Origin of the sequence: Ideonella sp. (assembly GCF_044358605.1) — a bacterium.
Classification (GTDB): domain Bacteria; phylum Pseudomonadota; class Gammaproteobacteria; order Burkholderiales; family Burkholderiaceae_C; genus Ideonella.
The window spans coordinates 17,448-37,998 of sequence record NZ_JBIKNQ010000030.1; the positions used below are offsets into that span (position 1 = coordinate 17,448).

Annotated in this window: 19 protein-coding genes and 1 pseudogene; 2 read left to right on the top strand and 18 right to left on the bottom strand. The window is 62.4% G+C overall.

The window, feature by feature from the left end:
* Nucleotides 1-15: 15 nt before the first annotated feature.
* The 16 genes and pseudogenes from hflK to ACIQ3Q_RS12090 form a co-directional block, all read right to left on the bottom strand.
* Entirely contained in the window at nucleotides 16-1,266 is a 1,251-nt protein-coding gene (hflK, locus tag ACIQ3Q_RS12015; RefSeq protein WP_396269316.1) for an FtsH protease activity modulator HflK, read from the bottom strand.
* Nucleotides 1,267-1,359: 93 nt separating this feature from the next.
* Nucleotides 1,360-2,547: a GTPase HflX gene (gene hflX / locus ACIQ3Q_RS12020; protein WP_396269349.1), complete on the bottom strand. Its 1,188-nt coding sequence runs from the start codon at nucleotides 2,545-2,547 to the stop codon at nucleotides 1,360-1,362.
* 91 nt (nucleotides 2,548-2,638) lie between these two features.
* Nucleotides 2,639-2,881 (bottom strand): RNA chaperone Hfq, encoded by a 243-nt coding sequence (gene hfq / locus ACIQ3Q_RS12025; RefSeq protein ID WP_210807314.1) that lies wholly within the window; start codon nucleotides 2,879-2,881, stop codon nucleotides 2,639-2,641.
* Between the two features lie 87 nt (nucleotides 2,882-2,968).
* Nucleotides 2,969-4,300: a ribosome biogenesis GTPase Der gene (gene der, locus ACIQ3Q_RS12030; RefSeq protein ID WP_396269317.1), complete on the bottom strand. Its 1,332-nt coding sequence runs from the start codon at nucleotides 4,298-4,300 to the stop codon at nucleotides 2,969-2,971.
* Between the two features lie 19 nt (nucleotides 4,301-4,319).
* Nucleotides 4,320-5,444, bottom strand: a complete 1,125-nt coding sequence (bamB, locus tag ACIQ3Q_RS12035; protein ID WP_396269318.1) for an outer membrane protein assembly factor BamB — start codon at nucleotides 5,442-5,444, stop codon at nucleotides 4,320-4,322.
* Complete coding sequence (locus ACIQ3Q_RS12040; protein WP_396269319.1) at nucleotides 5,441-6,109, bottom strand: YfgM family protein; 669 nt, start codon at nucleotides 6,107-6,109, stop codon at nucleotides 5,441-5,443. Before ACIQ3Q_RS12040 ends, bamB begins: the two co-directional genes overlap by 4 nt.
* A 72-nt stretch (nucleotides 6,110-6,181) precedes the next feature.
* Entirely contained in the window at nucleotides 6,182-7,501 is a 1,320-nt protein-coding gene (gene hisS / locus ACIQ3Q_RS12045; protein ID WP_396269320.1) for a histidine--tRNA ligase, read from the bottom strand.
* 50 nt (nucleotides 7,502-7,551) lie between these two features.
* Nucleotides 7,552-8,832: a flavodoxin-dependent (E)-4-hydroxy-3-methylbut-2-enyl-diphosphate synthase gene (ispG, locus tag ACIQ3Q_RS12050; RefSeq protein WP_396269321.1), complete on the bottom strand. Its 1,281-nt coding sequence runs from the start codon at nucleotides 8,830-8,832 to the stop codon at nucleotides 7,552-7,554.
* Between the two features lie 8 nt (nucleotides 8,833-8,840).
* Nucleotides 8,841-9,203, bottom strand: a complete 363-nt coding sequence (locus ACIQ3Q_RS12055) for a DUF4115 domain-containing protein (RefSeq protein WP_396269322.1) — start codon at nucleotides 9,201-9,203, stop codon at nucleotides 8,841-8,843.
* A 350-nt stretch (nucleotides 9,204-9,553) separates the two neighbouring features.
* A pseudogene (locus tag ACIQ3Q_RS12060) lies at nucleotides 9,554-9,778 on the bottom strand (helix-turn-helix domain-containing protein); the annotation flags it as partial.
* Nucleotides 9,771-10,610 (bottom strand): type IV pilus biogenesis/stability protein PilW, encoded by an 840-nt coding sequence (pilW, locus tag ACIQ3Q_RS12065; protein WP_396269323.1) that lies wholly within the window; start codon nucleotides 10,608-10,610, stop codon nucleotides 9,771-9,773. The gene pilW and the pseudogene ACIQ3Q_RS12060, both read right to left, overlap by 8 nt.
* 26 nt (nucleotides 10,611-10,636) lie before the next feature.
* The gene (gene rlmN / locus ACIQ3Q_RS12070; RefSeq protein WP_396269350.1) at nucleotides 10,637-11,791 is read right to left on the bottom strand and encodes a 23S rRNA (adenine(2503)-C(2))-methyltransferase RlmN; all 1,155 of its coding nucleotides are present in this window, start codon (nucleotides 11,789-11,791) and stop codon (nucleotides 10,637-10,639) included.
* A gap of 36 nt (nucleotides 11,792-11,827) precedes the next feature.
* Nucleotides 11,828-12,253 (bottom strand): nucleoside-diphosphate kinase, encoded by a 426-nt coding sequence (ndk, locus tag ACIQ3Q_RS12075; RefSeq protein ID WP_396269324.1) that lies wholly within the window; start codon nucleotides 12,251-12,253, stop codon nucleotides 11,828-11,830.
* Between the two features lie 149 nt (nucleotides 12,254-12,402).
* Complete coding sequence (locus ACIQ3Q_RS12080) at nucleotides 12,403-14,469, bottom strand: pseudouridine synthase (protein WP_396269325.1); 2,067 nt, start codon at nucleotides 14,467-14,469, stop codon at nucleotides 12,403-12,405.
* Nucleotides 14,459-15,262: an SMC-Scp complex subunit ScpB gene (gene scpB, locus ACIQ3Q_RS12085; protein WP_396269326.1), complete on the bottom strand. Its 804-nt coding sequence runs from the start codon at nucleotides 15,260-15,262 to the stop codon at nucleotides 14,459-14,461. The genes ACIQ3Q_RS12080 and scpB overlap by 11 nt, the downstream gene beginning before the upstream one ends.
* A gap of 293 nt (nucleotides 15,263-15,555) precedes the next feature.
* Nucleotides 15,556-16,524 (bottom strand): RluA family pseudouridine synthase, encoded by a 969-nt coding sequence (locus tag ACIQ3Q_RS12090; protein ID WP_396269327.1) that lies wholly within the window; start codon nucleotides 16,522-16,524, stop codon nucleotides 15,556-15,558.
* A gap of 68 nt (nucleotides 16,525-16,592) precedes the next feature.
* Here ACIQ3Q_RS12090 and ACIQ3Q_RS12095 point away from each other — a divergent pair, with 68 nt between their 5' ends.
* Nucleotides 16,593-17,402: an outer membrane protein assembly factor BamD gene (locus ACIQ3Q_RS12095; RefSeq protein ID WP_396269328.1), complete on the top strand. Its 810-nt coding sequence runs from the start codon at nucleotides 16,593-16,595 to the stop codon at nucleotides 17,400-17,402.
* Between the two features lie 63 nt (nucleotides 17,403-17,465).
* Here ACIQ3Q_RS12095 and ACIQ3Q_RS12100 read toward each other — a convergent pair whose 3' ends face one another.
* The gene (locus ACIQ3Q_RS12100; RefSeq protein ID WP_396269329.1) at nucleotides 17,466-19,448 is read right to left on the bottom strand and encodes an ATP-dependent DNA helicase; all 1,983 of its coding nucleotides are present in this window, start codon (nucleotides 19,446-19,448) and stop codon (nucleotides 17,466-17,468) included.
* The gene (locus ACIQ3Q_RS12105; RefSeq protein ID WP_396269330.1) at nucleotides 19,448-19,651 is read right to left on the bottom strand and encodes a YdcH family protein; all 204 of its coding nucleotides are present in this window, start codon (nucleotides 19,649-19,651) and stop codon (nucleotides 19,448-19,450) included. Before ACIQ3Q_RS12105 ends, ACIQ3Q_RS12100 begins: the two co-directional genes overlap by 1 nt.
* 44 nt (nucleotides 19,652-19,695) lie before the next feature.
* Here ACIQ3Q_RS12105 and ACIQ3Q_RS12110 point away from each other — a divergent pair, with 44 nt between their 5' ends.
* Complete coding sequence (locus ACIQ3Q_RS12110) at nucleotides 19,696-20,472, top strand: PP2C family protein-serine/threonine phosphatase (RefSeq protein WP_396269332.1); 777 nt, start codon at nucleotides 19,696-19,698, stop codon at nucleotides 20,470-20,472.
* The last annotated feature ends 79 nt before the right edge of the window (nucleotides 20,473-20,551 follow it).

Consider the following 20,551-nt stretch of genomic DNA (forward strand, 5'->3'; position numbering starts at 1 on the left):
GTGCAACAGGGGGGATCAGCGGCTATCGCGGTCGCGACTACGGAGGCCTTCGCGGCCTTCGCGGGCTCGGGGGTCCGCTGCAGCGGGCTCAGCGTTGCCTGCGGGCGTAGCGGCTGGCGCCGTCGCCGCAGGCGTCACGGGCATAGCGCCCACACCACCCTGTCCCGCTTGTTGCATGATCTTGTCGAGGGGAAGATACAGGAGATTGGAGCCGCTACGGCTATACACCATCACCTTGGTCACGTTGTTGTAGATCTCGCGCATGGTGTCAATGTAGAGGCGGTCTCGCATCACACCCGGCGCCTTTTGGTACTCGGCATACACGGACAAGAAGCGCTGTGCATCACCTTCTGCGCGTGCCACGACACGAGACTTGTAGCCCTGCGCCTCTTCGGCCAAACGCGAAGCAGTACCCTGGGCTTTAGGGATCACATCGCTGGCGTAAGCCTGACCTTCGTTCTTGTAGCGATCGCGATCCGCACCGGCCTTAAAGGCATCATCAAATGCGGCCTGGACTTGCTCCGGCACTTCCACGTTCTTCAGGTTGACGTTCTTGATCGTCACGCCCGCGTTCAGCTTGTCGAGCTGGGCTTGGATCGACTTGACCAAATCTGCGGCAATGGCATCTCGGCGCTCGTAGAGCACGGAATCCACCTTGCTGCGGCCCACAATCTCGCGCACCGCCGACTCACTGGCCTGCGTGACCGCCTCATCCGTGCCTCGATTCTCAAACAAGAAAGCGCGGGCATCCTTCAGGGTGTACTGAACGGTGAAGCGAATATCGACAATGTTCTCGTCTTGGGTCAGCATGGACGAATCACGCAGACCCGTGGAGGCCGCCACCGATTGGCGGCCGACATCGACCGAGCGCAACTGGGTGACTTTGACGGTTTCATGCTGCTGGATCGGGTAAGGCAGGCGCCATTGCAGGCCAGCGTCCACCGTGCGGCTGTAGCTGCCGAAGGTGGTGATGACCGACTGCTCGCCTTCCTGCACGATGAATACACCGCTTCCGGCCCAGATCAGGGCCACAACACCAGCGATGAGGCCCACACCGACTCCCGCGCTTTTCATGTCGGGCTCGAAATTTGGGCTACCACCGCCGGAAGGCTGGTTGCCACCACCCCCACCGCCGCCGCCAAAGATGCCGCCCAGCTTGCGCCGGAAATCGCGCCAGAGCTCATCGAGGTCTGGAGGTCCGTCTTGCCGGCCGTTGTTCAGCATCCGCCACCCTGCACGGCTGCCTCGCTGAAAGGCACGGGTCATGGCTTGAGACAAAGCACTGAGGCGTGCCGTCCCGGAGGTGGTTGTCGTGGAATCGCGCATAGGTGATGCCGATGGTCTTTAGAAAAGGGTTGATCAGGCCGGATCTACAGGCGTCGAGTGCTCGCACTCTACCGCGCTGCCATCAGGCAAGATGGTGACAGTGTCTTGGGAATTCAAGTCCGCGGCACGCGCAACGTGCTGAGAAATCAACTGGCGAAGGGCATCCAATCCGTCGCCGTCTCGGGCACTGACGAACACCCGTGAAACCCGACCGGCTGCGCCGCGATCGACTTCATCCACGGCCTGACGAGGCCGCTGGGTTTCGTCCAATTGGTCCACCTTGTTGCAGACCCAAACTTGAGGAATATCCTGGGCGCCAATTTCAGCCAGCACGCGGTCCACCTCCTCGCACTGCTCTTGCAAATTGGGGCTCGATGCATCCATCACATGCAAGAGCAAATCTGCGTCGCAGGCTTCTTGCAAGGTGGCCTGAAAAGCCTCGACCAATTTGTGCGGCAAATCGCGAATAAAGCCGACGGTGTCAGAGAGCGACACAGAGCGGCCGACTTCGCCCAGGTAGAGCGAGCGTGTGGTCGTGTCTAGGGTCGCAAAAAGCTGATCAGCGGCATACGCCTTGGCCTTGACAAGCGTATTGAACAAGGTGGATTTGCCGGCATTGGTATAGCCGACGATAGACACCCTGAAGGTTCCGCTGCGTTCGCGAGCGCGTCGCTGGGTATTGCGCTGGCGTTTCACCTTGTGCAGACGCTCTTTGACCGACTTGATGCGATCGCCGATCATGCGTCGGTCCAGCTCAATCTGCGCCTCACCCGGACCACCACGGTGGCCCACGCCCCCACGCTGACGCTCTAGGTGGCTCCAGCGTCTGACCAAGCGGGTTGAAAGGTATTGCAGACGAGCCAGCTCGACCTGCAGCTTGCCCTCATGGCTTTGGGCCCGTGCCGCGAAGATCTCCAAGATCAATGCGGTGCGGTCCGCCACAGGCACGCCCAGATGACGCTCCAGGTTGCGCTGCTGCGCTGGGCTCAAAGCTTGATCAAAGATCACGCCATGCGCGCCATGCGCCTGAACCAAGAACTTGATCTCGTCAGCCTTGCCCGAGCCCACAAAGAGCGCAGGATCGGGCGACTTGCGTTTGGCGGTAATGCGTGCGACAGCCACATCGCCTGCGGACTCGGCCAACAAGGCCAACTCGTCGAGGCTGGGGTCGAAAGACGAACCCGGGCCGAAATCGACACCGACCAACACCGCTTTCGCGATGTCGGAATCGGACGCCGTGGCCTGCGTGGAAGATGCACTCAAGATGCAGCAGGCCTCTTCAGCCCGGTCCGTACGAGAGAGCGGGGGGCGCTCAGGGGGCGTCGCCCGGTTCAGCGGTGTGGAAGCTCACGGCACGGCCGGGCACCACGGTAGAGATAGCGTGCTTGTACACCATTTGGGTCACGGTGTTGCGCAGCAGGACGACATATTGGTCGAAAGACTCGATGTGCCCTTGAAGCTTGATGCCGTTGACGAGGTAAATCGACACCGGGACATGCTCCTTGCGCAGCAGGTTGAGGAACGGGTCTTGCAGGAGTTGTCCTTTGTTGCTCACGATATGCTCCGTGTTGGAAGAGAGTGTGGAAATCTCACGTTAACACAGGCCGCTCAGTTTCAAGCGACCAAGGTCATCGATAAAGGGTCAACCATCCACAAATGGGTTGTGGGAGCTCTTAAACTCGATGCGCAAAGGCGTGCCCACCAGCTTGAAATACTCGCGAAAGCGGCCTTCCAGATAGCGCTTGTAGGTATCGGCCACGTGCTCCAGCGAGTTGCCGTGGATGATGATGATGGGAGGGTTCATGCCCCCTTGGTGGGCATAACGCATCTTGGGCCGGAAGGCCCCTGAGCGCTTAGGCGCCAAGTGTTGCACCGCCTCCAGCAGCAGCCGAGTCAGGACTGGCGTTGGCATTTTGCGGCTGGCCGACGCATGGGCATCGATGATGGCCTGCCACAGCGGCCCCAAACCCTGGCGCTTGAGCGCCGAGATATGGACGATGGGCGCAAACTTGAGGAAAGCCAAGCGCTGCTCAATCGAGCGCTCCAGCATTTGGCGCTGGTAGCTGTCGATGGCATCCCACTTGTTGATGGCGATCACTACAGCACGACCAGAATCGAGGACATAGCCCGCGATGTGCGCATCTTGGTCGCTGACACCCTGGGTCGCATCGACCATCAACACCACCACATTGGCGTCGGCAATAGCCTGAAGCGTCTTGACCACCGAGAACTTCTCGATGGCCTCGAAGACTTTGCCCTTGCGGCGCAGGCCTGCAGTGTCGATCAGCTCAAATCGTTGGCCATTGCGCTCCAGCGGCACCTTGATGGCGTCTCGCGTGGTACCTGGCATGTCAAAGGCAATCAGCCGCTCTTCACCCAACCAGGTGTTGATGAGCGTGGACTTGCCCACATTGGGCCGGCCGGCAACAGCCAAGCGAATAGGAGCGTCGGGGTCTTCTCCACCGTCGTCTTCTTCGTCCTCGGGAAAATCGGCCAAAGCAGCTTCCAAGAGGCTGCGAATGCCCTGCCCGTGGGCCGCCGAGATGGGATGAGGCTCGCCCATGCCCAACTCATGAAACTCTGCCAGCAAGGGCGAGTCCACCATGCCTTCGGCCTTGTTGACGGTGAGCAGCACACGCTTATTGGCCTGCCGCAGGTAGCGCGCAATGTCCTGATCCTGCCCCGACAAGCCGGTTCGGACGTCCGTCACGAAGATGACGACATCGGCCTCAGCCACGGCCTGCCGGGTCTGCTTGGCCATTTCCTTGACGATGCCGGTCGTGCTGTCAGGCTCAAAACCGCCGGTATCCACCACGATGAATTCGCGCTGACCCAAGCGGCCGTCTCCATAGTGACGGTCACGTGTCAAACCCGCATAGTCCGCAACGATGGCGTCGCGGCTCTTGGTCATACGGTTAAAAAGGGTGGACTTGCCCACATTGGGGCGTCCTACCAGCGCGATGACGGGTTTCAAGCGAGATCAACCAAGTTATTCATTCCGGACGGAAGGCATAGATGCCCCCGTTACGAGTCACGGCCATCAGCGTGTTATCCCAGAGTGCCGGCGCAGCAACAATCGGGGAGCCGTCAGTGGGCAGGCGCAGCACCATCTCGCCGCTGTCGCGGGCTAAGAAGTGCATCCAACCTTCGCTGTCGCCAAAGACCACCGTCTTGCCCATGGCCGCGGGGGCAGAAAGGCCACGATGCAGCAAGGCCTCACTCGTCCACGCGGCTTCACCGCCTGCACGTTTGCGGGCCGTGATGCGGTCGCTGCCATCGGCACTGAATACAAAATCAGCATCGCCGGCCACGGCCGCAATGCCACCACCGTTTTGGCTCCAGCGCAGCGCGCCGCGCTCAGCGTCTACACAGCCGACAGCCGCCTGGAAGGCTCGCACGCAAAAGTTGCTGCCCTCACGTGCGGCTGGGCCGACCAAATCTGCCAAGCGCTCGACCTCATTGGTGCCGCGGGGGGTGGTCACAGCAACCTCCCAACGGACCGAGCCCTTCAGCGGGTCGACACCGAGAAGACGAGGACCCTGCCCTACTAACAATGTGTCCCGATAGACGGACAGCACACCGGCTTGCGACAAGGTCAACGAGTCGCCGGGGCGCTTCAGCACCCACAGGCGTCGACCGTCCAAGGCATCAAAGGCATGCACCACGCGGTCGACACCCACCACAAAGACTCGCTCACCAGCCACCAAAGGTGGCGTCGCCACCCGAGCGGGTACGCTGGCCCGCCAGAGCACGTTGCCACCTTCCATCACTACAACTTCATTGTCGCGAGTGACCACGGCGGCAAATCGGCCATCACTGCCCACACCAGCCGACAAGCGAGCACCGGCATTGCCCTGCCAGACCAAGGCGCCAGTTTGAGCGTCAAGCGCCTGAACGATGCCATCACTTCCTGCCACGTGGGCGCGGCCTGCCCGCACACTGATGCCCAAGGGGAAGTCCACCCCGTTGACCTTGGCCGACCAGACTTGGCGGCCTGCAATCTTGGGGCTCAACTCCACCAGGGGCGTGGGCTTGGGCTTGTCGCCACCAGCGCAGCCCGCCAGAACGGCAAGAGCGAGGCCCCCCAGCAGCACAGCGGACCGTCGGGCAATCGTCATGGTTTGGCTCCTGAAGCCGCCGCGGCCACGGGGGCTGCTCCGGCAGAGGTCAACTTAGCTTCCACAATGCGGCGGTACTCTGAGGTGTCGTCTAGCTTGTCCCATGCTGCACGCCAGGCCGTGATGGCTTCCGCCGTCTTACCTTGTGCCTTGAGGACATCGCCGCGACGGTCCTGGCTCAGCGCTTCGAACTCCGGCGACTTAACGCCTTCAAGCTGCTTAAGCGCCTCGTCATAGGCCTTCTTGTCCAGATGGACGGAGGCCAGATGCAAGCGGGCCAAGGCGGCATGCTCGTCATTGCCCTTCTCAGCCACCCAATTCAAGGACGTGATGGCAGCGTCGATTTGACCTTTGTCGAACTGTGTGCGCGCCGTCAACAAGCCCGCTTGCTGAGTCACCACTGCACCGGCATAGCGCTCTTTCATATCGCCAAACACTTTGGCGGCTTTGTCCGGCTCGCCTGCCTGCACAGCACGATCCAATTCGTCAAACATCAGGGCCGCCTTGGCGCCCTGCTGTCCTTGCCACCAGTTCCAGCCATTCCAGGCCGCAAACCCTGCCAAGACCAAGGTCAGCGTCCAGGTAATGAGGTTGCCCCACTGGTTCCAGAACGCCTTGAATTCGTCCAGCTGTTCTTGTTCCTGCAGATCGAGATTGGTTGCCATGCGTACGGGGCCCGCGGTTGTGCGAGTTGGTTGATGTTCGACCCCACACGCGCGTGTGGGACAAAGCCGGGATTATGCGTCCCTGCCAGCCTGCTTCAGTGTCTCAGCCCATGCCGAAACCTGATCCAAGGGCTGTAAAGTTTGTGGGGCGGCGGCGTCCCGCAGCGGCTTGACAGCCACCTGCCCTGCCGCAAGCTCGTCTGCACCAAACACCAGCGCATAGCGCGAGCCGCTGGCATCAGCCTTCTTGAACTGGGACTTCATGCTGCTTTGGCCGGGGTGCATGAGCACCGAAACGCCCGACGCCCGGAGCTGCTCCAGGGCTACCATCACGCGTGGTAGGCCTTCGGCATCCGGCACGATGGCATACGCATCGGGCACGGGCGCACCTGGGGCCACACCCACTTCTTCAAGCAAGAGCAACATGCGCTCGAAGCCCATGCCAAAGCCGACTGCAGGGGTGGGCTTGCCGCCTAGCTGCTCGATCAGACCGTCATAACGGCCACCGCCGCAGACTGTGCCCTGCGAGCCAAGCCGCTCGGTGATCCACTCAAAGACCGTCAGGTTGTAATAATCCAATCCCCGCACCAGGCGCGGGTTGATGGTGTAGGCCACGCCTGCGGCGTCGAGAATCGCCCGCACCCCGTTGAAGTGAGCCTGCGAAGCCTCACCCAAGAAGTCCAGCAACTTGGGCGCAGCGTTGGCCATCTCTTGCAACGCCGGGTTCTTGGTGTCCAACACACGCAAGGGGTTGGTATACATGCGGCGCTGGCTGTCTTCGTCCAGCATGTCCTTGTGCTGCTCCAGGTAGGCCACCAGCGCTGCGCGGTGAGCTTGCCGCTCGGCGGGCTCACCCAGGCAGTTCAGCTCCAAGCGCACGTGCTCACCGGCCACCAAACCCAGCTCTTGCAGCAGGCGGCTGCCCAGCAAAATCACTTCGGCATCGACATCTGGGCCATGAAAGCCCAGCGCTTCAATGCCCATTTGATGGAACTGCCGATAGCGCCCTTTTTGCGGCTTCTCGCGCCGGAACATCGGCCCAAAGTAGTACAGGCGGCGCCCGCCCTCACGCAAAAAGCTGTGCTCGATCATCGCGCGCACGACGCCGGCCGTCATTTCCGGACGCAGCGCCAAGTGCTCGGCCTGCCCGTGCTTGTCGGCACGGTCCTCAAAGGCGTACATCTCTTTTTCGACGATGTCGGTGACTTCGCCAATGCCCCGCACAAACAAGGCCGTCGGCTCCACGATGGGCGTGCGGATGTTCTGGTAGCCGTAGCGCTGCAGCACGCTGCGCATCTTGGCCTCCAGCCATTCCCAGCGCGCGGCTTCGGGCGGAAGAATGTCGTTCATGCCCTTCACGGCCTGAAGGGCTTGGTTCTTAGTCTCTGTCATGGTGTTGCGGCGTGGGCCCATCGAAAAGTCGAAAGGCCGAAACTCAAAGCTCAGGCATTGCCGCCGTAGCGCTTTTCGATATAGGTTTCAACCAGGGCGTGAAACTCAGCGGCGATGTTGTCGCCGCGCAGCGTAACGGCCTTGGCGCCGTCAATGAAGACCGGCGCCGCTGGGGCCTCACCTGTGCCGGGCAGGCTGATACCAATGTCGGCATGCTTGCTCTCGCCGGGGCCATTGACGATGCAGCCCATCACGGCCACCTTCATCTGCTCAACGCCTGGGTACTTGCCGCGCCAAACCGGCATTTGCGCCCTCAGGAAGTCGTCAATTTGCTTGGCCAGCTCTTGGAAGGTGGTGCTGGTAGTGCGGCCGCAACCCGGGCAAGCCGTGACGCTCGGGTTGAAGCTGCGCAGACCCAAGGACTGCAGAATCTCCAGGGCAACGACCACCTCTTGGGTTCTGGCTTCACCCGGCTGCGGTGTGAGTGAGACGCGGATGGTGTCACCGATACCTTGCTGCAGCAGCACAGCCAAAGCCGTGGCAGATGCCACCGTGCCTTTGGTGCTCATGCCAGCCTCGGTCAGCCCCAGATGCAAAGCGTAGTTACACCGCTCGGCCAGCCCCTGGTAGACCGATATCAGGTCTTGCACACCGCTGACCTTACAGCTGATGATGATCTGGTGAGCGGGCAACCCCAGAGATTGAGCGTCTGCGGCCGATTGCAGCGCCGACTCAATCAGCGCTTGGTACATCACGGGCTTGGCATCCCACGGCACAGCACGCCGGGAATTGGCATCCATCATCGCGGCCAGCAGTTCTTGGTCCAAGCTGCCCCAATTGACGCCGATCCGCACCACTTTGTCGTATCGGCAAGCCGCTTCGATCATTTGGGCAAACTGTTTGTCACCCTTATCGCCCTTACCCACATTGCCGGGGTTGATGCGATATTTGGAAAGCGCCTCCGCGCAGGCGGGGTGCTCGGTCAACAAGCGATGGCCGTTGTAGTGGAAGTCGCCCACCAAGGGCACATCAATGCCCATTTTGTCGAGCTGATCGCGGATGTGCGGCACAGCGGCCGCGGCTTCCGGCGTATTGACGGTGATGCGCACCATTTCCGAGCCCGCAATCGCCAGCTCTTTGACCTGGATGGCCGTCTCAATGACGTCAACCGTGTCGGTGTTGGTCATGGACTGCACGCGCACTGGCGCATCCCCACCCACGGTGACCAAGCGACTGCCCCAACGCACCTGCGCCTGCAGACTGCGGCGCGCCGCTGGTGCTGCGGGCGTGATGGGCTCGTCGTTGGAAGTGAAAACGGGTGCGTCAGTCATGCTGCTATTCATTTGAGTTCGAGGCGAGCCACATTGTCTCGGGTCACTGGTGCCAGATCCACCGCTTGGCCGCGTACGGATAAGGTGGTGCCAGCCGCATTGCCAATCTTGACACGCATCGGGAAAACCCCTTCGAGGCCAGCGATTTCGCCGGCTTCTAGTTGGCGACCAAACACCACCTTGCCCCGAGAGTCTCTGACCTCCACCCAACTGGTCTCTATCGCAGCAATTTGGATGGTCACACTGCTGCCCGGCGGCAATGGCGGCAGCCCGGGCGCTGACGCAGCAGGGGGCTGCGCCAGTGCCACTGCCGAGGCAGGCCCCGCCGGCACGTAGGGAGCCAATACCGGCGTAGAAGGTGCCGCCGACATCGCAGGCGCGGAGGCTGCGGAGGCCGCCGCTTGTGGTGCACAGAGGGCGAAACGCTAACGGCAGACGCAGTCAACTCAGCAGCCGCAACACCGGCCGAAGCTGCTTGCTCAACAGCCGCTGTCGCCGTGGCACGCAGACTGTTCAAGCCAAAACCCGGAGGAGCCAGGAACAATATCAAAGCCCCCAGCACCAAGGCCGACCCTAAGGCCAAGACCCATCGATTTTCAGACACCCACTGGGCGAGCACCCGATTGCCACCACGCTCCTTAAAGGGCGCGTTCAAACCGCCTGAGACCTGCTCCAAGGTACTGGATTCATGCCGCGGAAGCCTCGCTAACACTGGCACAGGGTCGATCTTCAGCACCCGACAAGCGGCCTGGGCCAAGGCACGCACAAAGGTCGGCCCTTGCAACTCTTCGAGTTGGTCATTCTCAAGCGCCTCTAACTTGCGAGGCGCGATCTTCAGTTGGGTCGCCAAGCTGACCAGTTGAATGCCTTGGGCCTGCCGCGCTGCCTTGAGCATGCCCCCGGCAGTGAACTGGGGTTCGGTGTCCCGTGGCGCTTGCTCACTCATCGATACGGCCCTTCGCGAGCAACTTGGCTTCTGGAGAGTCAGCCCAGCGTTGGCGGATCTGATCGCCCAACGCCTGCACCTGTGCAGTCTGACCCAAACGATTCTCGATGCGCAAAGCAAGCCAGAGGGTTTGAGCGTTGGCTAAACCCTCCTGCGCATTGACACGGCGAATGTAGAAGCGTGCACGCTCATAGTCACCGCGCTTATAGAGCACCTCTGAGAGATTGACCGCTACGGCGGGGTTCGACGGGTCCAGCTCATAGGCCTGCCCCAACGTCCGCTCGGCCAAGTCCAGCCGCCCAGAACGTGCTTGGCAAATACCTTGCGCCATCATGGTGCGCAGGGCTTCTCGGTAGGTGGGTTGAGCGACTGCCGCTTGGAACTGCGTATCGGACTCCACAAACCTGCGCTGCTGGCACAAGAACCAGCCGAAGTTGTGCATGGCATCAGCATCGCGCGGGTTGATCTGCAAAGATTGCTTGAAGCTTTGCTCGGCCAAAGCGGCCTCGTCCATGCTGGCGTAAATCAAGCCCCGCAGATTGAACGCTTCCCCAAGATTGGGGTCCGTGGCCAAGGCTTGCTTGACCTCGTCCAAGGCCGTCGTATTCTGACCGCGCCCGAAATAAGCGGCCGCCAGCTCCAGCCGAACCCGCGCACGGCGCTCGACCTCATTCTGGTTGGCGGTGGCTCGCGACTCGCGCTGCTCTCGGGTCGGCCCCCCCACACAACCCGCCAGCAGGGCCGCCAAACCCAGCACCAGCAGCGACTTGCGCCAAACGGAGTGGGCCAAGGAGACCGGGATAGCCGAAGCAGCGAAGCGAGAGGTCGTCATGCGATCCACTTTCAAGTGCAGGCGGGTCAGTGCTCGTGGGGCCTGGGCGCTGCCGCACCCAAAGCCACCACAGGAATGGGAAGGCGCTTCATGCGCTCTGCCGCGCGGGTGCGGTCTTGGACCTCACCGGCCAATTGGCCGCAGGCAGCATCAATGTCGTCGCCACGCGTCTTGCGGATGGTGGTGACCACACCAGCATCTTGCAAGACTTTGCCAAAGGCCGTGACACGGTCTCTGGGCGAGCAGGTCAGGCCAGACGCGGGGAAAGGATTGAAGGGAATCAGATTGAGCTTGCACGGCACGCGAGGCCCACGGCGCCCATCAATCAGCGCCAGCAATTCGCCAGCCTGTGCAACGCTGTCATTGACGCCGTCGAGCATGCAGTACTCAAAGGTGATGAAGTCGCGCGGCGCGGCGTCGAGATACCGCAAGCAAGCCGCCATCAACTCGTCCAGCGGGTACTTGCGGTTCAGCGGCACCAGTTCATTACGCAGTGGGTCCGTCGGCGCATGCAGCGACACCGCCAGCGCCACCGGGCAATCCACACGCAGCCGGTCCATCATGGGCACCACGCCCGAGGTCGACACGGTGACTCGGCGGCGCGAGAGCCCGTAGCCGAGGTCGTCGAGCATGGTGCGCAGGGCCGGCACCAAAGCGTCGTAGTTTTGCAGGGGCTCACCCATGCCCATCATCACCACATTGGTGATCACGCGCTCCCCTGCCGGCGTCTTCAGACGCACCCGCAAGGCATGTTCGGCCTGCCAAAGCTGGGCCAGGATCTCACCCGTGGTCAGGTTGCGCGAAAAGCCTTGATGGCCGGTCGAGCAAAAGCGGCAACCGACAGCACACCCGGCCTGCGAGGACACACACAAAGTGCCTCGGTCGTCTTCGGGGATGAAGACCGTCTCGACCGCATTGCCGGCGCCCACATCAAACAGCCATTTGATGGTGCCGTCGGCAGAAACATGCTCTGAAACCACCGGTAGTGGCCGAATCTCGGCCAGCCCGGTGAGTTTGTCGCGCAGGGACTTGGCGAGATCAGTCATCGCCGAGAAGTCCGCTGCACCTCTTTGGTGGATCCAACGGAAGAGCTGGGTGGCGCGAAAACGCTTCTCCCCCAGCCCTTCGCAGTACGCGGTCAGGCCATCCAGATCGAAATTGAGCAGGTTGACTTTGCTCACGGAGCCTGACACGACGCGATCCACCTTAGGTTGTGATCAACGTGCGTAGACGTTCATGCCAGGGAAGAAGAACGCGATTTCGACGGCAGCGGTTTCAGCAGCGTCAGAACCGTGCACGGCATTGGCGTCGATGCTGTCAGCGAAGTCAGCGCGGATGGTGCCCTTCTCAGCCTTCTTGGGGTCGGTGGCGCCCATCAGTTCACGGTTCTTGGCGATGGCGCCTTCGCCTTCCAAGCACTGGATCATGACCGGGCCGGAGACCATGAAGTCCACCAGATCCTTGAAGAAAGGACGTGCCTTGTGAACAGCGTAGAACTGCTCAGCTTCAGCGCGCGACAGATGCACCAGCTTGGCTGCAGCGATCTTCAGGCCAGCGCCTTCAAAGCGAGCATAGATTTGACCGATGACGTTCTTGGCGACGGCATCGGGCTTGATGATGGAGAGGGTACGTTCGATGGCCATGATGTGATCCAGTTGGTAATGAAGTTCAGCACGCTGCGCCTGACATGAAAGGCCAAGCGCAGAGGGACAAAGCCCTTGATTTTAGCCATGCGGTGTGCATTTAAGCCGCATAACCAGCGGCCAAAGTGGCTCTAGAGGCCACTTCAGCCTTACTTTCTGCGTCCGCCCCGGCCCTGCATCTTGCGGACAAAGGCATCCGCGCCGATGTAGCCCACCGAGGTTTGCATCGGATCGGGTTGACGGGGCGCACCGCCGCCGCCGCCCTTGCTGCCCCCCCGTGAGCCTTGCGGACGCTGGCTCTGGACAAAGCGCTTGTCATAGGTTTGCTGCAGCGGGTTGGGGATGGGGCCGTTCTCGTAGTCCACATCACGCCCACCGCTGCGCTGGCCCTGCATGGCGCGCTTGTCAAACGTCTGTTGCAGCGGGTTGGGAATGCGCGATGGATCGCCCGGCTCACGGAAGTCGCGCGGCAACTCATCACCCTCCCCACCGCGACGGCGCTGGGGGTTAGGGCCACGGTCGTTAGGCCGAGGAGCACCTTGGCCCTGAGGCGGCCGTGGGCCACGCTTGCCTGCGTCACGGCGCGGATCCTGGCGCGGCTCTTGGCGAGAATCAGGACGCGCGCCTTCACGCGGTTCGCGACGCCCCTCTTGCCTGGGGTCTTGACGGCCTTCGGCGCGCGGAGCGCCGCGATCACCTCGGTCGTTGCGATCGCCACGTTCGCGGCGGTTGTCGTCCCGATCATGGCGGGGCTGTGGCTGGCCAGAACCCGTCATGGTGCGCAGCGCCTTGACGTCGTTTTCGCTCAAATCGGCCCACACACCGCGCTTGAGGCCACGGGGCAAGACGACACAGCCATAGCGCACCCGGATCAGGCGGCTGACCGCCAAACCCACGGTCTCGAAGAGCTTGCGCACTTCGCGGTTGCGACCTTCGGTGATGACGACTCGGTACCAACGGTTCACCCCTTCGCCACCACCGTCTTCGATGGACTTGAAGCTGGCGACTTGGCCCTCAATGCTGACGCCATTGAGCAGCTTTTCTTTGGCCTCTTTCTCCAGCGTGCCCAGCACGCGGACCGCGTATTCACGGTCCACGCCAAAGCGCGGGTGCATCAGGCGGTTGGCCAGATCACCCGAGGTGGTGAACAGCAACAAACCTTCGGTATTGATGTCCAGACGGCCCACTGATTGCCACTTGCCTTGAGCCAAGCGCGGCAACTTACGGAACACCGTGGGGCGCTGTTGCGGGTCATCCAAAGTGACCACTTCACCCACGGGCTTGTGATAAGCAATCACGCGGGCCGGGGGCGGTGCGATGCGGACCTTGACGGGCTTGTCATCCAAGGTGACACGGTCGCCAAAGGAGATGCGCATGCCGGTGTGGGCGACTTCGCCATTAACCTTGACGCGGTTGTCTTGGATGGCTTGTTCCATGTCGCGGCGCGACCCAATGCCGGACTGTGCCAACACCTTGTGCAGCTTGGGTGCATCAGGGTCGGGCAGGAGTACGCGCTTGTCGTCGCCGACGGCCTCCTCGCCAACGGCCTCAGGCGCATCCGCTGGGGCGCCTGGCGCCGCAGCCTCAGCTTGCTCGCCAAGCTCGGCCGCCAACTCTGCCTCGGTATCAAACTCACCCGACAGCAGGCTGGCGAACAACTCTCCAGTGTCCACCACAGGCGCAGCGACGACGGGCGCCGGTGCAACAACTTGGCCTTCGCGGCCGTCGCGTTGGCCATCCTCTTGACCCCAACCACCACTGCCACGACGCCCACGGCGACGGTTACGGCTGCGCGCACCGCGCTCCTCATCGCCCTCGACCGGAGCACGTTCTTCGCGAGCCCCTTCCGAGCGCAGGGGTTCAACTCCTTCGCTGGCTCCTGCCTCAGGGTCTGCTGAGCGCGCTTCTGCCGGGCGCGCATCAGGCTCCGCCACCACGGCGGGCGCATCTGTCGCCTCTGAGGCACCCGACTCGGCGGCCTTGGCCACGGGCTTGCGCACCCTGGGTTTACGTGCGGGCTTGGCCGCCGCTTCATCGGCTGAAGCCGACGGCTCGGATGCTGCAGCCGCGTCCGCCTCAGGCTCGGTGGCTTCTGCCGCCGGCTTACGTGTTCGCGTCCGCTTCTTGGGCGCCGCAGCAGCCTCACCAGAAACGGCCGTGTCGGCCGGGCGGTGGTCCTCAGCGGAGGCGTCGGTGTCGGGCAGATCAGTGTTCATGGTGAGATTCAGGAGGAAGGGGAGCCTCAGAGCTCGACGGCTCTGACGGGGATTCAGGGGATTCGGATGGCGCCTGCGCCACGTCCTCATCAGAGGTCAAGACCTGCTGGGGTGGCAGCACCGTGCTTTCTTGGGGGTCATCGGGCTGCACCGCAGGATCTGAAACGTCCGCCGGGACAAGGTCAAGGCCTTCAGACACTGGCACTTCCAGCGCCAGCTCAGACTGGTCCTCCAAAAGTTCGCCCTGCTCGCTGGCCAAACTGGCCAGCACGGCAGCAGAGGGGCCGCTATCCAACAAAGGCAGGCGGTCTAGGCTTGGAATACCTAAGTCATCGAGGAACTGGCGCGAGGTGGCATAGAGCCCAGGGCGCCCCGGCGCATCACGGTGCCCGATGCATTCGATCCAGTTGCGATCTTCAAGCTGCTTGATGATTTGCGAGGACACCACCACGCCACGGATGTCTTCGATATCGCCACGGGTCACGGGCTGGCGGTAGGCAATGATGGCCAGGGTTTCCAACACAGCGCGGGAATACTTGGGCGGCTTTTCAGGGTGTAGCCGGTCTAGATATTCGCGCATTTCAGGGCGGCTTTGAAAGCGCCACCCGGAGGCGACGCTGACCAACTCAACGCCTTTTCCGTCCCACTCCTGAGCCAATTCATCCAGCAGGGTTCGCAAGGTATCGGGGCCTAATTGCTCCGCGAACAGCACGCGCAGCTCGCGCAGCGGCATGGGCTGTGTGGCGCAGATGAGCGCCGTCTCTAGAACGCGCTTGGCATCCTGTGTATTCATCCGGTCTGTGTCTCTGAGCGGCACCGCAGGGCCGCAACAACTCGGGGTAGGCCTTCAAGCTCTGGGGCAAAGCGCAAGGGCTTTTGCATAACGCCAGAAAAACTCGCTGGTGCATTTCACTTCGGGGCCGACCTGCCATCACACCGTTCTTGGCGCCGCATTCGGCAGCCCGTCAGGTTCTTGGAGGTAGCGACGCTGTTACCAACGCGGCTGTCGGGCATGGACTCTCGCCATTCGCCATCAAGTACCCGGCTATTGTAGCCACAGCCCAGGGGCACGCCGAACTGATTTCGTTAATCTGACACCACACTGGCCCATGCCTGGGCTAAATCTTGGGGTGGCTGGGCCTTGAAACTCAGTGGCTCAGTCGTCAAAGGATGGGTAAATGCCAATTCGGCCGCGTGGAGCGCCTGACGCGTCATACCCAGCAAACTGGGCCCACCATAGACCGCGTCCGCCACCAAGGGGTGGCCTCGATGCTGCATGTGCACCCGGATCTGGTGGGTGCGCCCCGTGTGCAATTTGCACCAAACGGCCGAAACCCCCGCGCGATAAGCCACAGGGCTGACATCCGTGCGCGCCTCCTTCCCGCTAGGCACCACGGCCATGCGCACGCGCACCTGCGGGTCGCGGCCGATGGGGGCATCCACACTGAAGGGCTCGCTCCCCACATCGCCCTGCACCAGCGCCATGTATTGGCGATGGACTTCCCGAGCTGCCAATGCACGCACCAAAGCGGTCATGGCCTCGAGGCTGCGGGCCACGACCATCAGTCCAGAAGTGTCTTTATCCAAACGATGCACGATGCCTGCGCGTGGCAGACGCGCCGCTGCCGGGTCTCGCGCCAGCAAACCGTTGAGCAAGGTGCCCGACCAATTGCCCGCCGCCGGATGGACCACCAAGCCCGGAGGCTTGTTGACCACCAGCAAGTGCTCATCTTCAAACACCACGTTCAGGTCCATGGTCTGGGGCGTGAAGGCCATGCTTTCAGCCGGCTGCACCAGGTCCACCAACACCCGCTGGCCTGCTTTGAGCTTGCGCGAGGCCTGCTGCTGCACCACCTCATTCACCTGGACATGCCCTGCCTGGATGAGGTGCTGCAGGTGGCTGCGGGAAAACTCTGGCGCCAGCTGAGTCAGCAGCTTGTCCAAACGCAGACCATGCTCCTGCAGCCCCAACGAGAGGGTGCGGCGCTCAGGGGCTTCCAGCCCTTCTGTGTCATCGGGGGTAAAGCTGCCCACAAGCCCTGGGGGGGCACCCATATAATCATTCATCAAGTTTCAGTACAGCCTGCAGCGTTGGTGGTCATCTGCCAACGTCGGCCCGTCCAATGACCGACAAGACCCATTCTCGCCTGTTCTCCCGTTCTGCCGTGGTGGCGCTTGCCTTGGTGCTGGGCGCTTGCGCCAGCGGGCCCAAGGATGGCGACATCCAAGGCTCGGCCGAGAAGCTCTACGCTGACGCCAAAGACGACATTGCCTCTGGGGCCTGGGATGCCGCAGCCAAGCTGCTAGAACGCGTGGAAGGACGGGCGGGCGGCACACTGCTGGCTCAGCAATCACAGCTTGATTTGGCCTATGTCTACTGGCGTGCGGGTGAGAAAGCCCAGGCGCTGTCGACGCTTGATCGATTCATCAAGCTCAATCCCTCCAGCCCCGGCTTGGATTACGCGCTTTACCTGCGTGGCCTAGTGAACTTCAACGACAACCTGGGGCTCTTGGGCTTCTTGTCTGGGCAAACCCTGTCTGAGCGCGACCAGCAAGCCTCGCGTGACGCCTACCAGTCCTTCCGCCAGTTGGCCGAGCAGTTCCCAGAGTCCAAGTACACCCCAGACGCCAAGCTGCGCATGGACTTCATCGTCAATGCGCTGTCTGAGTATGAAGTGCATGTGGCCCGTTACTACTTGCGCAAGGGCGCATTTGTAGCGGCGGCCAACCGTGCCCAACAAGCGCTGACCACTTACCCGCAAACACCCGCCACCGAAGAAGCCCTGTTCATCATGATTCGGGCCTACGACAAGCTGGGCCTCACGCCCTTGCGCGACGATGCGGATCGCTTGCTGCGCTTGAACTTTCCCAACAGCAACTTCTTGGCTGAAGGCAAAGCCGCCGACGGCAAGCCGTGGTGGAAGTTCTGGTGAACCACCGCTGATGCGCGGCAAAAAGGGGGCTCGATGCCCCCTTTTGCTTTTGGGCAACTCCCCTTAGGCCAACTCGCGCAGCCACGCCAAAGCCTGCTCACCCGACTTGAGGGGCGCCATCGGCGGCAAGGCTTGTAGCAGCCGCGCCCCATAGCGAGCGTGCAGCAGCCGGGTGTCGCAAATCACCAGCAGGCCTTTGTCTGACTCCGTGCGGATCAGTCGCCCCGCGCCCTGCTTCAGGGCGATAGCGGCCTCGGCCACAAAGTAGTCTGCAAAGGCATCTCGCCCTTGGGCTTTGAGGTGACGCACCCTGGCTTCCACCAAAGGATCGTTGGGCGGCGGAAAGGGTAGCTTGTCGATGATGACGCATTGCAGCGCGTCTCCGGGCACATCAATGCCCTCCCAAAAGCTGTGAGAGCCCAGCAGCACACTGCGGCCTTGGGCAAAGCGGGCCAGCAAGGTGCGCTTGGGCGCTTGGCCTTGCACCAGCAACTCCAAGTCTGCACCCAGGCTGGCCAACTCGGTCTTCATGGCTTCGGCAGCAATGCCCAGCGCTCGCAGGGTGGTGGTCAGCACAAAAGTACGGCCGCCCAAAGCGGCGGCGCAATGCGCGGCGGCACGCCCCACCATCACCAAGTGAGCCGATTCATTGGGCGCAGGAAAGCGTGGCGGCACATACACCCTGGCATTTGCGGGGTAGTCGAAGGGGCTGCCCAAGCGCAGCTTGTCGGCGTCCTCAAGGCCTGCGGCTTCGCAAAACCAACTCAAGCCTTCGTCATCACCCAGAGTGGCCGAGGTGAACACCCAAGCTCTGGAGCCTGCGGCGCGCTGCTCCGTCATCATGGCGCGGATGTCCAGCGGAGACTCGATCAGCCGTGCTTGATGCGGTGTCAGGTCGACCCAGCGCACGCGGTCATCGGCGGCTCGCATTTGAAAGCGTGCGGCCTGCGCCGCCAGTTCCATCGCGCGGCCTTGCAGGCGGCTGAAATCGGGCGCCGCACCCAGGTGGTCTTGCAACACGGTGGCCGCTTGCTTGAGCGCCGCCGCCAACTCCTCCAAGGGCGCTTGCAGCGCACCGTCAGCAACCACCTCTTCCCAGCGCCGCTTGATGATGGCACGCACGTCCCCTGCCCCTTCAGCGGCACTTAGACGCAGCTGGCGCGCCGCCAAGTCACAGGTGCCCGCCAAGTCGGCCCAAGGCGCCATGCCCCGCGCATGCTGCAAACCCGCGGCCAGCAGGTCCCGGGAGAAATCCAAGACCTGCCCGGTGCCCAGGTTTTGGCCCAAAAACTGAACGCCGGCCTCTACCATTTGGTGGGCCTCGTCGAACACTGCAATGTCCACGGTGGGCAGCAACTCGGCCACGCCACTGTCCTTGAGCGACAGGTCGGCAAAGAACAGGTGGTGATTGACCACCACGATGTCGGCGGCCATGGCCTCGCGCCGGGCCTTCATCACATGGCAGTTGTGATACTCCGGGCACTCACTGCCCAGGCAGTTCTCACGGGTGGAGGTCACCAGGGGGATGATCTCCGAGCGTTCATCCAGGCCTTCAAGCTCGCCCATGTCGCCGCTGGTGGTGGCCTGCCCCCACTGCTCAATGCGGGCCAGCGCGCGAACCGCCATGCGATCGCTCAGCAGCGCGCCCTCACGGGCTTGGCCCAGGCGGTGGCGGCACAAGTAACTGGCTCGGCCCTTGAGCAGCGCGATGCTGGCGGGCAAGGCCAAAGCGTCTCGCAGGCGCGGCAAATCTCGAAAGAAGAGCTGATCTTGCAGGTTCTTGGTGGCGGTGCTGACCAAGGCCCGCCGGCCAGAGAGCAAAACGGGCACCAAGTAGGCGAAGGTCTTGCCGACCCCGGTGCCCGCCTCCACCACCAGGGCTTTGCGGCCTTCAATGGCCTGCGAGACGCCTTCTGCCATCTCCAATTGGGGTAAGCGGGCCGAAAACCCGGCATCCGCACGCGCCAGCGGCCCGGCCGACGAGAACGCAGCCGCCACCGCCTCGGCCAAGCCGCTCAGATCATCATCAGGCAAGGCGCTGCTCATCAAGCAGGCTCAGGCGGCTCTAAAGAGGCTTCCAGCCGGGAAATCTGGTCCTTGAGGGCGAGACGCCGCTTTTTGAGGCGCCGAAGCGCCAGTTCGTCCAGCGCCACTTTGGGCTCGGCTTGGTCGATCAGGCTGTCAAGGTCAGCGTGTTCAATCCGCAACTCGATCAAACGTCGATGGGGAGAATGTAAATTGTTGGACATGGAGAGAGCGGCGGGCAGGGCTGCGACAGTTTATATTGCGCACCATGAACAGCGCGTCCCATGGTTTCCGAATTTCCGCCGCCACAGGCCTGCACAAGGGCGACCGCGCGTATCAGCAGGACCAGGTGGAAATCTTCACGCACCCCCGAGTATCGGGCTGCGCGCTGGCCGTGGTGGCCGACGGCATGGGCGGCAAGAGCGGCGGCAGAACGGCCGCAGACCAGGTGGTGATGACCGCCAAACAAGTGTTTGACCGCTTCAATCCGTCCATCGAAAACCCTGAAGTCATGTTGCGCCAACTGGTGGTGGAGGCGCACTTGATGATCAAGCTGACCGCCATCACCGCCGACGAAGAGCCCCACAGCACCATTGCAGCCTTCATGCTCTTGCCCAACCGCACCGCCTACACGGTGCATGCGGGGGACTCTCGGGTCTATCACTTCCGGGGCGCAGACATGCTGCGCCGCACCACGGATCACTCCTACGTGCAACGCCTGATCGACGAGGGCAAGATCACCGAAGCACAGGCCAATGCCCATCCACAGTCCAATTTGTTGACGGGCTGCCTGGGCACACAGCAAGACCCGCCTGTCGAAGTCATGGCCATTGAACATGTGGCCGTGGGCGACGCGCTGGTGGCCTGCTCTGACGGCCTGTGGCACTACCTCAGCCCCAAAGAGCTGGGTGCGATCACCAACGCCCTGAGCCCGCGAGAGGCCAGCGAAATGCTGATCAGCAAGGCCCGCCAGCGCGCCCGCGGAACGGGCGACAACCTGTGCATGGCCATCATGCGCGTAGAAGCACTGGCCCCTGGGCACTGAGCGGTCTAGGCAAGACAGCTCAGCCCCTCCCCTGGGCTGCAACGCGAAGGTCGGCTTGACCGCTCTGCGGTCTTGGGGC